16 protein-coding genes are annotated in these 14,418 nt (G+C 32.6%); 13 read left to right on the top strand and 3 right to left on the bottom strand.

The window, feature by feature from the left end; all coding sequences use genetic code 11:
* The first annotated feature begins 1 nt into the window (after position 1).
* From HNQ46_RS04995 to HNQ46_RS04935, 13 genes are all read left to right on the top strand, one after another.
* Complete coding sequence (locus HNQ46_RS04995; RefSeq protein WP_183683550.1) at positions 2-433, top strand: hypothetical protein; 432 nt, start codon at positions 2-4, stop codon at positions 431-433.
* Positions 430-939: a hypothetical protein gene (locus HNQ46_RS04990; RefSeq protein ID WP_183683548.1), complete on the top strand. Its 510-nt coding sequence runs from the start codon at positions 430-432 to the stop codon at positions 937-939. Before HNQ46_RS04995 ends, HNQ46_RS04990 begins: the two co-directional genes overlap by 4 nt.
* A 239-nt stretch (positions 940-1,178) precedes the next feature.
* On the top strand, positions 1,179-3,863 hold the full coding sequence (locus tag HNQ46_RS04985; RefSeq protein ID WP_183683546.1) for a relaxase/mobilization nuclease domain-containing protein: 2,685 nt from the start codon (positions 1,179-1,181) through the stop codon (positions 3,861-3,863).
* A 17-nt stretch (positions 3,864-3,880) separates the two neighbouring features.
* On the top strand, positions 3,881-4,102 hold the full coding sequence (locus tag HNQ46_RS04980) for a hypothetical protein (protein WP_183683543.1): 222 nt from the start codon (positions 3,881-3,883) through the stop codon (positions 4,100-4,102).
* Entirely contained in the window at positions 4,095-5,102 is a 1,008-nt protein-coding gene (locus tag HNQ46_RS04975) for a HipA domain-containing protein (protein ID WP_330604536.1), read from the top strand. The genes HNQ46_RS04980 and HNQ46_RS04975 overlap by 8 nt, the downstream gene beginning before the upstream one ends.
* Positions 5,103-5,189: 87 nt before the next feature.
* Entirely contained in the window at positions 5,190-5,441 is a 252-nt protein-coding gene (locus HNQ46_RS04970) for a hypothetical protein (protein ID WP_183683542.1), read from the top strand.
* Between the two features lie 47 nt (positions 5,442-5,488).
* Complete coding sequence (locus tag HNQ46_RS04965; protein WP_183683540.1) at positions 5,489-5,920, top strand: hypothetical protein; 432 nt, start codon at positions 5,489-5,491, stop codon at positions 5,918-5,920.
* Positions 5,921-5,990: 70 nt separating this feature from the next.
* Positions 5,991-6,152, top strand: coding sequence for a hypothetical protein (locus tag HNQ46_RS04960; protein WP_183683539.1), 162 nt, complete (start codon positions 5,991-5,993; stop codon positions 6,150-6,152).
* 138 nt (positions 6,153-6,290) lie between these two features.
* On the top strand, positions 6,291-6,962 hold the full coding sequence (locus HNQ46_RS04955; protein WP_183683537.1) for a recombinase family protein: 672 nt from the start codon (positions 6,291-6,293) through the stop codon (positions 6,960-6,962).
* 124 nt (positions 6,963-7,086) lie between these two features.
* On the top strand, positions 7,087-7,305 hold the full coding sequence (locus HNQ46_RS04950) for a hypothetical protein (RefSeq protein WP_183683535.1): 219 nt from the start codon (positions 7,087-7,089) through the stop codon (positions 7,303-7,305).
* On the top strand, positions 7,292-7,984 hold the full coding sequence (locus HNQ46_RS04945) for a zeta toxin family protein (RefSeq protein ID WP_183683533.1): 693 nt from the start codon (positions 7,292-7,294) through the stop codon (positions 7,982-7,984). The genes HNQ46_RS04950 and HNQ46_RS04945 overlap by 14 nt, the downstream gene beginning before the upstream one ends.
* 25 nt (positions 7,985-8,009) lie before the next feature.
* On the top strand, positions 8,010-8,771 hold the full coding sequence (locus tag HNQ46_RS04940) for a ParA family protein (protein ID WP_183683531.1): 762 nt from the start codon (positions 8,010-8,012) through the stop codon (positions 8,769-8,771).
* Complete coding sequence (locus HNQ46_RS04935) at positions 8,771-9,079, top strand: hypothetical protein (RefSeq protein ID WP_183683530.1); 309 nt, start codon at positions 8,771-8,773, stop codon at positions 9,077-9,079. Before HNQ46_RS04940 ends, HNQ46_RS04935 begins: the two co-directional genes overlap by 1 nt.
* A 260-nt stretch (positions 9,080-9,339) precedes the next feature.
* Here HNQ46_RS04935 and HNQ46_RS04930 read toward each other — a convergent pair whose 3' ends face one another.
* Genes HNQ46_RS04930 through HNQ46_RS04920 form a run of 3 tightly spaced genes read right to left on the bottom strand, consistent with a single transcriptional unit; the run spans position 9,340 to position 14,386 of the window.
* Positions 9,340-10,170 carry a hypothetical protein gene (locus HNQ46_RS04930; protein WP_183683529.1) on the bottom strand — a complete coding sequence of 277 codons (831 nt, stop codon included), beginning with the start codon at positions 10,168-10,170 and terminating at the stop codon, positions 9,340-9,342.
* Positions 10,171-10,211: 41 nt separating this feature from the next.
* Positions 10,212-11,822, bottom strand: coding sequence for a C39 family peptidase (locus tag HNQ46_RS04925; protein ID WP_183683528.1), 1,611 nt, complete (start codon positions 11,820-11,822; stop codon positions 10,212-10,214).
* A 41-nt stretch (positions 11,823-11,863) separates the two neighbouring features.
* Positions 11,864-14,386 (bottom strand): hypothetical protein, encoded by a 2,523-nt coding sequence (locus tag HNQ46_RS04920; RefSeq protein ID WP_183683527.1) that lies wholly within the window; start codon positions 14,384-14,386, stop codon positions 11,864-11,866.
* Positions 14,387-14,418 lie beyond the last annotated feature (32 nt).

Raw genomic sequence — 14,418 nt, 5'->3', positions numbered from 1 at the left:
TATGCAAGAAAAAGATTTTTGTGAGTATCGAAAATTATCTAAGGAGTTATTAAAGATACAAGAGAACTATCAGATGTTTAAAGCGAAAGCTTGCTGCGTTCCTTCAAAAGCTCAAACCGGAATTCCCGGAGGGACGGATATATCAGACCGAACATCCATGCTTGCAGTTAAACTTGTGGAGATTGAAAAGCAAATAGTCGAGTTTAACGAGAAACGTCTAAAAAAAGAAAAGAAGCTTAGAAAAGAGTTAATGGAAGTAGAAGATATCTTAATACGAACAGTTATAGAAAGATATTATATGGATCTAAAGACCTGGCAAGAAATTGCGGTTGGAGATTTTTGCGATATCTTAAACAAAGACACTTTGCGTATGAGTACAAAAAGATATTTCGAAAAGCAAAAGGAAAAAAAGAGAAGGAAATATGTTTCATGAAACGCTATGCCCAAAAAAAAATAGTAGAAGGAATACTACTTGAAACAATTAGAATGACACAAAAAGAAGGCTGCATACTAAAGGTGCTGGAAGTAGATAGTAATAAATCTAATCCTGATGTTCTACGAGCAATTTTAGAGAAAGATAAAAATTGTAAAGACTACCTACTTGAAAAAATAAAAAGCAATGGAAAATATCAAGAGGCAAACTTAACAATGGATGAGGTAAATACTATTCTCGATAATTTTATTTACGAAACGCAAAGTGATTACCAAGATTCTGAAGACAGTAAAATACTTTTAGTCCCTATATTTTATGATGGCTGGAAGCTGCCTAATGAGAATGAAATTGATATAGAAAATCTCATAGCAAATAGTAAGCCAGGAGAATATCTTTTATGTAGGCTCTCAAGGTCTTTAAAACGAAATAGATTCTACTGTAGATACATAAAAAATATAACTAAAAATATACAATCCGGAAACGGAATAGAAAAAGGAGAAATATGAAATATTTAAAATATAAAGTGATTGAAATAAGTAAAATGTATAGCAGAAACAATATGAATAATGCCAGTAAAATAGCCATTTCTATATAGCTTAAAAAAACAGTAGCAAGAAATGACTACAATGTAGTCAAATGATAAAGTTTTCAACTTTATTTATGAAGGTTTTCAACCTTAAACCGAGCAAAGCTCAGCCGTCTCACATTTAAAAAAAATTGATTTTTTATGAAAGAGTTTAGAAAAATGAGTGTAGAAAAATATATAAAAATAAAACATAAAAGTGAAAAATCAAGAGGAATTGATTCTCTAAATAACTACATTTCTAATCCGGAAAAAGTTACATTTTCTGATGAAAAATCATCTATAAGTTCATTAAGTGAATATATGGAAAGAGATGAAAAGATTTTCTATGAAGAAGATAATAGATTACTAGTAACAGAGATAAATTGTTCAGATAAAGAATTTGTTAAGTATGCTCATTATTTAGAAAAAAGTTATCATGCTAAAAAAAGTGAGAGGCTAAATGAAGGACATTTCGCAAATGATGTATTTCATTTTATATCATCTTATAAAGGAAAAGACTATGATCCTGAAATAATTCATCAAGCAGGAGTTGAATTATGCGAAGCGCTTTGTGAGGAAGAATTCATAGGTAAAATTACTACTCATTTAGATACAGAAAATATTCATAACCATATTGCCATATGCGCATATGCTATAGATAAAAATCACAAATTTAAAGACTCGTATCATTTATATAAACGGGTTAAAGAACTATCAAAAGATATATCTTTACGATATGGATTAGATTTTGAAATTAAAGGGATTGGGGAAAGAAAAAACTGGACTGAGATTTTAGAAGATAAAGTAGCAAAAAAAGATATAGTATCATTCACAAAAGAAGTCAAAAATGATATCAGAGAATGTGCTTTATCAAGTAATAATATAGAAGATATGAAAAAGAAAATGGAGGAAAATGGATATAAAATAATTGAAAAAAAAAGAGGAAAGTCTACAAGTTTTACCTATGTTAGAGGAGATATTACTATTTCTGATTATCGACTAGGTAAAAAATATATGCGAGAAGGTCTTGAGTATTTGATTGAGAAAAATGTAAAAATCAAAGAAAAAAAATACTTACTTAATAAGATAAATCAGAGCAAAGTTCAACATTCAAGCAAAATAAATTTAGCTGGAATTTATATTCAAAAATATGATGTCACTGGAAAAAGAATACCTGCACTATTACAACTTTTGAATTTAATTAAAGAGATTATTTCTAGAATAGGAGACAGCTTTGTTGAATTGTCACTGGCCGAAGAAATAGTAAAAGATACAGCCATGGCATCATCAAAAAGCAAATTAGAATTACTAAATTTCGCTATATCAACTTGTTTAAAGCACGGAATAAATACACAAGGCGACATAGATGATAGGCTTTTTAAAGCAGGATTAACAAAAGCTGTATCTAGCCGAGAGTCAGAAAAATTATATACATTAATAGACAAGATGGAGAATATTCTACAACAGTATGAAAAGCAAAAAACAGCAGAAAAGTTATTAATTAGTCTAGGTATAAATCCGGAGGAAATATCTAGGAATGTATATTCAACGGAAGATATAAAAAAGAATATTGCCTCTCTAGATCCACTAGAGTTTCGAAAAAAAAAGCAAATAATGAGTATACTTTCTGGATCTGAATATAGAATTCTAAAAGAGAACCTTAATAATCTTTCAAATACTGATGCTAAAGATATACTGCTTTTTCTGCAAGAGAAAACTGCTGTTCGGCCACCAGTCCTAATCTCTAAACAGGAATATGAACGTAAGAATAATGAAGAAATATTTCTAAAAAAGGCTAATGAATATTTTGAAAAATTATATAAAAAGCAACATGATGAAGCAATCACAAAGAAGCAAGCTTATACATTAAATAAGTTATTGTCTAGTGAAGATCAAAGTAGGGTAAATATACATGAGTTAAGAAAAGATGAGGCAAATAGATTACTAAATATTCTATTAGAAACCCCTATATCAAAAAATAAGGGGATAAAGGATAATGTAGCATTAACTAAATGGGAAATGGAAACACTTCGATTAATTGTAAAATTATACCCTGATAACTTTCAATCAATTGATATTAGTAAAGTCCACAAAAAAGAAGCCAATAATATCATTCAGCATTATTTTGGGAAAGTAGATACTATCCTTCAGGATATCGTGCAGCGTAACAAGGGAGTTAAATCAGAAGATATTATAAATCCCGGATTAGATGAAAAGCTGCAGCATTTTACTAAAGAAGAAAAAAGAATAGTATATCCCTATAAAAGTATTAAAGATTTAACTTTAAAGTACGGGTTACAAACTGAAGAAGATGTTATTCTATTCAAGTCTAGGATAGAAGCGCTAGAAAAAGAAGCTAGAGAATTACAAGAAATAGCTAATACTAATACTGAATTATATAGAGACTTATCCAGGACAAATACAGCTTTATCGTTGGCCACTAATAAGGCATTTATATTTGGTAGCCTATTTGCAGGAGATACACAGGAATTCCAGAACATCTCTAAAAGCTTAGACTCTTTGCCTTTGGATTATTTAATCGAATTTAAAGAGAATCTACCGGAACTCGCAAAAAAACTACGAGAGTCTTATGATTCAGGTATATATAATCCATATGTAACAAGGAGGATCCAAAAGCTAAAAGAAATAGCTCAAGGAGAGTTAGCCGATAAGCTTAAGAATTGTCCTCAAAAAAAACTTCCGGAATTAATGGAATCCCCTGTTTTCCGGAAAGAACTAGATAAATTTATTTCTAATAAAAAAGAAGAGTATGAAAGAATGCAAGTTGAAACTATACAAGAGATGAACTATAACGATAATAAAGAAAATGATTTAAAGCTTTATAAGGCATTTTTTAGAAGATAACCTTGAAAGGAGATTGAATGACTAAAGAAGAAATTTGGGAAATGACACTCCCTAGATATTTACGAAATGATATAAAAGCATATGTGCAGGGTATTAAAGAAAATTCAAGTCTTCTTGACTGCCTTTGGGGAGAGGTTTACGGATCCATAAACTCTGCCCTATATAGTTATGAAATCTCTGATGAACAGGCAAGATTTTTAAGAAACAAGTATTTGGGAATAGGATTGGAGGATGAATAAAATGTTGATAGACTTTACTAATTGTCCAGAAAATAGACTTCTTATGTATGGAGGAGGAAACGGGAAAAAAAAGGGAATAATATATGAGGGAGAAACATATATGCTAAAATTTCCTTCCACAGTTAGAAATAGCTTAGAACCGGAATATTCAAATAGTTCTATAAGCGAATATATATCTTGTCATATTTTTGAAAGTGTTGGAATAGAAACACAAAAAACTATTCTGGGAACATTTAATAATAAAATTGTCGTGGCATGTAAGGATTTTACAGTTAATGGATTTGACTTAAAGGATTTTGCTTCACTCAAGAATACCATTATATATAGTTCAGAGAATGGTTATGGTACTGAATTAGATGATATTTTGGACACTATACAAACACAAGAAGTTATATCTACCAAATTACTGGAAGAATATTTTTGGGATATGTTTATTGTAGATGCTTTAATTGGAAATTTTGATAGACATAATGGTAATTGGGGATTTCTTATAAATAAGTCGGAAGGAAGTATACGTTTAGCACCTGTATATGATTGTGGTTCTTGTTTGTATCCAAAATTAAACGAAGCTGGTATGAAAAAAATACTTATGTCTGAAGAGGAAATAAACGAAAGAATTTATGTTTTTCCCACTTCAGCTATTAAGTATGATAATAAAAAAATTAACTATTTTGAATTTTTAAACACTACTGATAATACTGCTTGTTTAAAAGCGCTCAATCGAATTCACCCCAGAATCGATATGGACAAGATTAACTTAATTATTGAGAATACTCCGTTTATTTCAGGAATACAAAAAGAATTCTATCGTACTATGTTAGCCCATAGAAAGGCCAAGATACTGGATATAGCTTTACAAAGATGTGAAAGAATTACTAAGACCCTCGAACAGAAACCAAATATGGCAAGAAAAAGTATTCATAAAATAATAGATGATTTTAATTCTAGAGACCTTAACAATATACCCAATACTATTAATAACTACAAATCTAAACACTAAGGTTTATTTTTTATCAAAAGTATACATAAAGAAAATGTAGAACCGAGAATACATAGAAAAGAGAGGTGAAAGAGAGGTGAAAGAGAGATGAAAAGTTTGCCTTATGTACCTCCTTACCATGGGGATATACATTATATAAATAGTTTTGTTTTTAAAGGCCAAAGAGTTGATAATGGAGAATACATTATCGGAAGAATAGGGTTACCCCATATCGTTAAAAGGGATATTAGTTTACCTAACAAGGAAGTTGAAACTGAAATGTGGGTTTATGAAAATAAGAATAAGAGAAAACCGTGGAAAAGATATTATGTAAAAACAGAAACTATTGTGATGTTATAAATCAAAACTTTTTGGATTTAAAAATAGAATACTAAAGGAAGACTAAGATGAGTGAAATAATTAAGGAATCAAGAATTATTGTTTTTGTGGGTTGTATTTTGATGTTATCGACGGGAATAGTACAAGTATTTTGGACACTAACAAGAAGAATAGCGGAAGAAGATGGATATCGAGCAGCATATTTTATGCGAAAGCGTGGGATTCTAAGTATAGTGATAGCAATTTTGGGATATATTTTATTGTTTTTCCTTATATTTTTTTCTGGCATAAAAAATGAAGTGATAATATATGATGCCTTTATGACAAAGTGGTTGTATGCAATGTTTTTTTTGACATTATGCCTATTTCTTAAACGTGGATTCATGGATATTAATGTTAGTAGAGAACTTGAAAAGTTATTGGATGACCAACTAAGAGAGTTTAGAGAAAAGCAGCTAAGAGAAGAACCTGAGAGATATAAAAAGGAAAAGGAAAACTAAACCTACCTGTCTGTATATCCTCACCGTGAGGATATACAGACAGGTAGAGAAAAAGAGAGGTAAAAGAGCGATGACAAGTGATGAGTATATATTTTTGTATAGTAAATTATCAATTGATAAAATTCCACTGCATATAAAAGATAAAATTGATAGTGGTGATGAGTTTACAGAAGTTGAGAAACAAGAAATTTTAAAAATTATTAGAAAAGAAAAGATGGATAGTTTAAGTTAAAAGATAAACCGTCAATATTAAAAAGTATACATTTCGATAGTATTTAAAATTATCCAAATTTTACTATCAAAATCTACAGAATATATATTATGATAGTATCATAAATCAGTTTATGCTTTTTGATAGTAAAGGAGAGATATGGGAAGAGAAATTTTTGGATATACAAGAGTTAGCACAAAAGAGCAGCATCTAGAAAGAGGTATCCAGGAGATTATTACATTTTGTGCTGAACATGATCTTAAGATTGACGTAGATAGAAATATTAAAACAGATAAACAAACTGGGAAAGATTTCAAAAGATCCGGATATATATCTTTGAAAGAATGTGTCCGTAAGGATGATATTGTTATTATACCCGAATATGATCGTCTAGGCCGAGCCGATGAAACTGCCCGGGAGCTTGCATACTTTAAAGAAAAAGGAGTTGATGTTATATTTTTAGATATTCCTACAACATATCTTTTTTTAGAAAAAGGTAATGATTCCGGAATGATGAAAACGATTTATAGTTTTATTAATGACACATTAATTTCTGTATTTCAGCTTCTTGCCACAACAGAGTTGGATAGAAAACAAAAGCGACAGGCTGAAGGCATTGCTCAAAAAAGACTAAGTGATTCCTGGGACGATTATGGTCGGCCAAGAAAGCTTTCAAAGAAGAAGTTCTTTGAAAAATATAAGAATGTAGAGGATGGAGTTATTACTAATGCCCTACTCTTCAGTGAATTAAAAAACAGAATGTCTCAAGCAACTTACTATAGATATGTTCGAGAATATAGAAATGAAATACAAAGTAATAGTATAAAATAAAGGGGGAAAATTCCTCCTTTATTTTATATTTATTACATAAAACATATTGACTATTTTTTATAATTATTATATATATAATATTGTAGTTATATATTATAGATAGTTAAACGAAAGGAAAAAAATTATGACACAGGAAGAATTGAAGCAATTCAAAACACAAGTACACAGCTTGTATTCTCAATGCCAGGAAGTAATGAATCCTAAACACTCATTACTCAATAGAAATATTGAGCTTGAAAATACTGAGGAGCAATCCTTTTACATGATGGTATCTGATTTTTTTCTGCAGCAAAAACAAGATGAACTTTTAAGAGAAAGAGATCTAAAAAATGGAAGAAACTAAAAAATATACAATATTTGCCGGAGTAAATGGAGCCGGAAAATCCACTTTATATAAATTATTTGATGGAAAGGACATTGGAATCCGTATAAATTCTGATGAAATTATAACTCAAAGTGGATGGGATTGGAGAGATACAAAGGCACAATTCAGAGCTATGCGGATTGCTGTTGAAAAGATAAAAAGCTGCATAGAAGAGGGAAAATCCTTTAATCAAGAAACCACTCTTGCAGGCCATTCTATAATCAACACGATAAAAGCAGCTAAAGAAAAAGGATTTTCAGTTCAGATGTGTTATGTAGGGCTGGAGTCTCCGGAGCTAGCAATAAAGAGAGTATCAAATAGAGTTAAAGAAGGTGGTCACGGAATAGACGAAGGAGATATACGAAGAAGATACGACACTTCTTTATCAACGCTAAAAGAAGTAATTCCTTTATGTGACTATATCGAGTTTTTTGATAACTCTAAAAAATTCGAAACTATAGCACTTTATGATAAAGGACAAATTATAGAAAAGAAAGAAACAAACTGGCTTAATCAAGTAATTAAAGACATTCCTAAATTAGATCAAATAAATGAAGAAAAAAGGAAACCCACGCTAAAGGAAGTGATAGAACGAGGCAAAAAACGACAAAGCGAATTAACTAGTAAAGAACATAATAAATCAAGAACCCTTAAATAATAAAGCAGATAATTGGGAGGAAGAAATGCAGATTATTGCGATAGCTAATCAAAAAGGTGGAGTCGGAAAAACAACCACTTCTCATGCTATGTGTGCTGGACTTGCTCAAAAAGGATTTAAAGTTCTGGGAATAGATATGGATCCACAGGGAAATTTTTCCGCTGCTTGTGGAGCAGAAAACTTGGATGTATCAACAATATATGAGTTAATGAGAGGAGACTCCGATATTACTGATACAATTCAATCTCTGAAGAGTGGATTTGATATTATACCATCAAATATTATGTTGGCCGGAGCAGAGCAAGAGCTATCTCAAACAGGAAAAGAATATCGCTTAAAAGAATCTATAGAGTCAGTGAAGAAAAAGTATGACTTTATAATTATAGACACACCACCATCTTTAGGAATTCTGACTGTAAATGCTTTTACTGCAGCAACAGATATTATTATTCCTACAACAGCCGGAATCTTTGCGACAACAGGGATAAATCAATTAAATATCACTGTAAAAAGCGTACAAAAGTATTGTAATGCAGCTTTAAAGATTACTGGAATTCTATTTACCAGATTCAATCCTAGGGCAAATATAAGTAAGCAAATAAAGGAATTAACCGAACAGCTAAGTAAATACATATCTGCACCTATATATAAAACATATATAAGAACTGCAGTGGCTATCGAAGAGGCACAGGCCAATAAAATGGATATATTTAACTATGCACATAAATCCACGGTGTCTGAAGACTATAAAGATTTTATAGATGAATTCTTGAAAGGATGTAAATAATGGAAAAGAAACGAGCTAAATTTGATCCGGAATCTGCTTTTAAATCAATAGTGGGATTAAATGACTCAATAGAGGAGGAGACAAAAGAAGAAACGCCCCAGGAAAAAAAAGTCGGACGTCCACGACTTAGCCAGGAGCGCAAGAAAACTGTTGCTATTACTGTATATCCTAGTTCCTACAATGACTTAAAAAAAATAGCTTATGTAGATCGCCAAAGTGCCAGTGAAGTAATTGGAAATCTAATAGAACAATATATAAAAGAAAACGAAGAAAAATTGATTGAATACGATAAAATAAAAGGACAATAAACATTATAATGCTTTTCGTGTGTCAATGGTCTCGGAAAATACTCCCTATTTTCCTCAACCCTTACGGGAAACCATTGACACACTTATTTTTTGCGTTATGTTCCTTCTACCGAAACAGGAAACATAATACTTCTAAATGCTAAATCCTTTTTCGGTCTATAAGTTTAACGCAAAAAAACGCTTCATTTCAAGGACGTTACCATTACCTCTCCAGGAAACAATAATTAGTATTTTTTCTAGAATGATATTGATATAATCACTTAATCTATCAATCCCTCTCTTTCTTTCATCTTCTTTCTTTCTGCTCTAATAAATATAAAGGTAAGGCCAAATAGTAACACAATACATACAAATATAAATATCCTGATTTTATAGCTCATTTTTCTTTGCTGATTCTGCAGCTTTGTATTCTTTTGTAAGATTAAATTCTCCTGGCTTTCTTGCAAACCATTCAATTCTTCTGAAAGTGTGATTTCCGGAACGGATTTACCAAAATGAAGTTCAATCATAGTAGGCTTATCCTGGCTTATTTCGAAACTCCCGGTATCACTAGAAAAGAAAAAGTCCTTATCAAGACTCTCGCCTTTTTCAAAAGTATATTCTCCTATGGGAATAGATTTTGTTGTATAAAAATCATTTTGCTTGTATAGATATATTTCTTCTTTTTGGTTTTTATTTCTCCATAGGACTACTTTGATGTTATTTCTTGACCAGTCAAAATCCGGATTATCATAAAAAAATATCGTTATAGTTCCTACTTCAGAAGGAGTATCTGAGGCATCAGAAGCTTTGGCACTTTCGATAATTTGCTGATTTTGAACAGCTTCAGAAAATGACATGGTTTCTTGATTTTCAGAAGCTGTATTTTGATTTTCAAGACCAGCTGAATCCTCTCCACTAAATCCTGAAAAATCCCAATCTAATACTTCTCCATCTTCATTAACATATTCTCCATTTTCATTGGTGGGAAAGGTACTCATATACTGATTAAAAGCATTATCTCCTCCTTTTTCTTGCCCACCTAAAGATAAAAATATGAATTGTTGGCTTAATATCAAAGCCATAATACAGAACTTTCTAAATTTATCCATATTACTCCTATAATGTATATATTTAATATATTATAAATTTACTATTCACTAAATGACCACCACTGTTTTCCAACAGAGGAAAGATAAGATTGTGTGTACTTTCTGCTACTTTTGTCACGATGAGAGGAATTAGGATCATTAACTACAATATATCCATCGTCCGTAACTCCTGTAAGAACAATAAAATGCCCTCCATTGGTAAATTCTGAAGGCTTGCAGCTCATTATAACCGGATGTCCACTTGCAAGCTCTTCAGTAATTTTAGATGAAGAAATTGTTTTACACTTCGTGCCATAATATCCGGCTACGGCAGGAAATATTCCCCACCCTTGTCCAGCTTCTCCAGCGTAAAAGTGATTATAGTTCCCTGTTTTTTCAATAATTTTTTGCACAACATCTGAAGGATAAATCCATCCACTCTTATCTGTACCACTCTTTAGATAAGATAGAACCATGGATAACGATGTTACCGAACAACCTGAAGAGGAAATATTGCCTCCTCCGAAGGGTACACTTGACCAGGGCTGTCCTCCACTCTGAGAGAAATAAACAACTGGATTGTTACCGCCATTATCCGGCACAAGGTAATTTTCTGCAATAATTCCAGCAATTTCTAATCCTGAAGCAGTGCCACTAGATAAGGTCGTAGAAAGGGAAGTAAATGTAATTCCATAGTCGTTGTACCAGTCACTTTCAGTCAGTAAGGCTTTTGCCCATTCTTGATTGGCTGAATTCCATCCTCCGGATTCTTTAAATCCAATCATTAACTCTTCATGACTATCTATAAAAGCTTTTACATAATCCGTATAAGAACCACCATCAATGCCATATAAAATTCCAGCCCCTTGAAGCATAGATCCTAAATCTCCTGCACTTGAAGTGGCTATAGACTCTCCATTTTTCCACTTGGCTAAATCCTGAATGGCTGAATTTCTTTGCCCTTTTTCCCAGCGATTCCTAAATCCATTTAAGTATTTTGTTTTAGTCCCTTTAAGCTCAGATGTAGAAGGCGAGTAGCATATATTAAGCATTTCTTCTTCTGACATTGAAGATTTCAATTTCTGAATAACCTTTTGAACACCGCTGCTCCCAGCCCAGATTGATATACTAAGCAAAGTGCCTCGAAGAACCGGAGAATATTTTTCTGTATCAGATATATCAATTCCTTGTTTACTCATTCCGGAAACACATGGAGGATAGTATTTTGAGATAAACTCTTCAATCTGTCTTTTGGTAAATCCTTCAGGATCAGCATCGTAAACTGAATGCCAGGCACTCACCATGGCTGCCGTATCTGCTGAATTTGCAGAGATCAAACTCTTAGTATTGCTGTACTTATTATGCAGCTCTTTAAATGCAGCATATTTCTGTTCGTCTTCAGCTAACACTCTACCAACAAATCCCCAAAGATCATAACGATCATCAAATTGCGCAATTCCATATGCATGACTATAGTCGGATCCGGCGCTTCTTCCTCCTTCAGCTCCAGACTCATATTGCACAAATCCCATCCAGATTTCATCTTCCTCTGCAGATGCAGCTAATGAGTAAAGTCGAAAAGAGAATGCTATAGTTATTAGACAAAGAAGAAAAACTACATAAAATATTCTTTTATATTTTAAAATTCCACTTATCTTAAATCTACAAATCATCTATTCCCCTTTAAAAAAAGAACAAGGAATTTCCTTGTTCTTTACTCTGTTCCATTCTCCTCTAGTGCAGATTCTTCTTTCTTAGACCACTCTTCTGCTACTTTTTCCTGCTCTTCTGCAGACAGTTTATTAAAGTCCTCTTCCTTCATACCATAAATAAGTGTAGCAGTAGAATTTGAATTATCTTCAGACACAGGAACTGCACCAATTTGGAATATTCTTACTTGAGATGCAATATTTACGTTCATATTTAAATCCGTATGGCCAAAGCATACTTTTAGAGGAGATCCATCTGTATAAGTATTATGGCCAGGGCATCCATAATGGTTATGGCCTAGACACTCATAATAACCTTCACATCCAAGTGGTCCAGCACAATATCTTATTCTAATATGACCAGTTCTATCTTCATACTCATGGCCAGGACAAGAATATACGGCCTGATAATGAGAGCAAGTTCCATAGCTACGTCCCATATTTCCACCATCTCCATGGTAACATGTTCCAGTGACAGTGCAGCCTGCATAGCCTGAATAAGGGATATCCCCTTTTGCCCGGCAAACCTCACACTCCTGGTCTTTAGTTGGTGAATAAAGATTGCCATAGAGCCAGGGATTATACTTTAAATCAGTAGACCAATATTTTGTTACTTGAGAAGAATCTAAATCTACTTGCGGTTTATTTTCATTGCAAAAATATGTTGCATCTCTGCAGCCTTTAGTTCCAGGATATAAAGCTGATTCTGAAGTCGAGTAGCTATGAGTTGATTTATAAAGTGCTGTTAATAATTCTTTCGCCTCTTCTCTATGCTGCGATTGATTATTTTGCATCATAACCACTAAGCAAGAAATACAATCTCCTATATTACTGGAAATACCTTGCGTAGCATTACCATCATAAAAAAACTTTTGAAACACTCCATTTTTATATTCATCCGGCTCATTAATTCCAAAGTGAATTTGCTCTCCCTTTAAATTAGTCGTATGAGCATACCCATTAATAATTCCGGATATTTGTGAAGAAAAACTACTGTCTAGAGCATCATAAGTAGTCTGAAATTCTTCCAGTTGCTCTTTGTCAGACAAAATAACGCTCACAGCACTAGATGCAGTGGCGCCTCCACCACCTCCGGAATTTGCAATAATTAAGATGAAAAACATAAATAGGCCGAAGATACAAATTATGGGCATAATAATTTTCTTCTTGAAAAAATTAACAGATTGGGATAACAGTCGTATAGGAGAAGTAAAAAAATGAAATGCTTTCCCAAGCTGCTGTTTTAGCTTTCCAAAAAGGCGAAGAAAAAAATTCTGTCTGGCTTGATACGTAATATCAACATTGACTTTCTTCAATAAACGAATAGTATTACCGGCAAAGGAGTGATTCAGACGATCACTCACACCGCCCAAAATCTTTTCTGAAGCTCCGGAAAAAGGATTCTTCAATTCACCAAGAGGGGTTTCTTTTAAAATATTTCTTCCGGTAGCTGCGGCTATTGAAGCTGATCCCTTTAGAATTCGGCCACTTGTAAGCGCTATGGATGAAGAGGTTTTTAAATAGGATAGCCCCTCAGCACCTTCCATAGACATTAATTGATTGACTCCTAATATATTTAAAGCAGATCCAACGGCATTATGTTGTACTAAACCCTTCATTTTCTTCGAGCTATGAGATAATAAGGATTTAGCTCGAAATATAGAAACAATATCTGTTTGTCCAAGTGCCTCAAAGGATTTTATTGCCTTTTTAATATCTTTTTCCCTCATGCGCTTAAGAATTTCGAGATTAATTCCTCCTTTTTTTAAAGCTAAAGGTAAATCCCCTAATTCCTTCTTTGCTGCCCCAAGAATGTGAAGATTTGTATTATTTAAATTGTGAAGAAGATACGTATCAATAATTCCCTGAGCTGCTTCAAAATCTTTAAGGCTTTTAAATCTAAAAATCTGATTATTATTCTGAAGGATTTTTAGTTGAGAGTGTGAAAAAATACCCTTGGCTTCACGCATCTTTTCTTCTAGTCCATGCAGCTCGATAAATTCCGTTGCCCTATCTGCTCTCTTCCGGAATCCGGAATTAAAAGGAGTTCCATTTACATCTTTGTTTTGGATAAATACTAAAAGTTTTTTTTCATCAATTGAATTAGATCCTCTCATATAAAAACGCTCTGGATTGTTGATTAGCTCAGAATAAGCTCTATCAATTCCCCTAGTATAGCCTTTATATACTCCTAATGCCTCCTGGTCTTTCATGTAATTTTCAATGGATAGATATTTACCATCCCCTTTGAAAAAAACCTCTGAAGCAATATAACGATTACTTTCTTTCTGTAATTCTTTAATTAAAAAATTAGTCTCACCTATATTGCCAACAGCACCAATAATCTCCTGGATATCCTTAGTTTTTTTATGAAAATCATTTGCACTTTCGTAAGACTCTTCTGCACTTGCTTTTACGACAGTAGTAGGAGATTTCAGGGCAGATTCTACCATAGAATCCACAGATGTTCTCCCGTGATAATCTAAAGTGACTTTATTCCCATTCTGTAAATTCTTATCAGCTGCCATTTTCCCTCCATTCCTTAACTAAGAACCCCTTT

It is taken from the genome of Oribacterium sinus (assembly GCF_014202695.1).
Lineage (GTDB): Bacteria > Bacillota > Clostridia > Lachnospirales > Lachnospiraceae > Oribacterium > Oribacterium sinus.
Note: the sequence above shows the minus strand (reverse complement) of the source record. Positions and strands in the feature narration are given on the sequence as shown.

Excerpts from the sequence above, each read along its gene's own strand:
- HNQ46_RS04950 (WP_183683535.1), top strand. The coding sequence starts at position 7,087 with ATGACACAGGAAGAATTGAAGCAATTCAAAACACAAGTACACAGCTTG.
- HNQ46_RS04995 (WP_183683550.1), top strand. The coding sequence starts at position 2 with ATGCAAGAAAAAGATTTTTGTGAGTATCGAAAATTATCTAAGGAGTTA.
- HNQ46_RS04930 (WP_183683529.1), bottom strand. The coding sequence starts at position 10,170 with ATGGATAAATTTAGAAAGTTCTGTATTATGGCTTTGATATTAAGCCAA.
- HNQ46_RS04975 (WP_330604536.1), top strand. The coding sequence starts at position 4,095 with ATGAATAAAATGTTGATAGACTTTACTAATTGTCCAGAAAATAGACTT.
- HNQ46_RS04970 (WP_183683542.1), top strand. The coding sequence starts at position 5,190 with ATGAAAAGTTTGCCTTATGTACCTCCTTACCATGGGGATATACATTAT.
- HNQ46_RS04990 (WP_183683548.1), top strand. The coding sequence starts at position 430 with ATGAAACGCTATGCCCAAAAAAAAATAGTAGAAGGAATACTACTTGAA.
- HNQ46_RS04965 (WP_183683540.1), top strand. The coding sequence starts at position 5,489 with ATGAGTGAAATAATTAAGGAATCAAGAATTATTGTTTTTGTGGGTTGT.
- HNQ46_RS04935 (WP_183683530.1), top strand. The coding sequence starts at position 8,771 with ATGGAAAAGAAACGAGCTAAATTTGATCCGGAATCTGCTTTTAAATCA.
- HNQ46_RS04940 (WP_183683531.1), top strand. The coding sequence starts at position 8,010 with ATGCAGATTATTGCGATAGCTAATCAAAAAGGTGGAGTCGGAAAAACA.
- HNQ46_RS04980 (WP_183683543.1), top strand. The coding sequence starts at position 3,881 with ATGACTAAAGAAGAAATTTGGGAAATGACACTCCCTAGATATTTACGA.
- HNQ46_RS04985 (WP_183683546.1), top strand. The coding sequence starts at position 1,179 with ATGAGTGTAGAAAAATATATAAAAATAAAACATAAAAGTGAAAAATCA.
- HNQ46_RS04945 (WP_183683533.1), top strand. The coding sequence starts at position 7,292 with ATGGAAGAAACTAAAAAATATACAATATTTGCCGGAGTAAATGGAGCC.
- HNQ46_RS04960 (WP_183683539.1), top strand. The coding sequence starts at position 5,991 with ATGACAAGTGATGAGTATATATTTTTGTATAGTAAATTATCAATTGAT.
- HNQ46_RS04955 (WP_183683537.1), top strand. The coding sequence starts at position 6,291 with ATGGGAAGAGAAATTTTTGGATATACAAGAGTTAGCACAAAAGAGCAG.
- HNQ46_RS04920 (WP_183683527.1), bottom strand. The coding sequence starts at position 14,386 with ATGGCAGCTGATAAGAATTTACAGAATGGGAATAAAGTCACTTTAGAT.
- HNQ46_RS04925 (WP_183683528.1), bottom strand. The coding sequence starts at position 11,822 with ATGATTTGTAGATTTAAGATAAGTGGAATTTTAAAATATAAAAGAATA.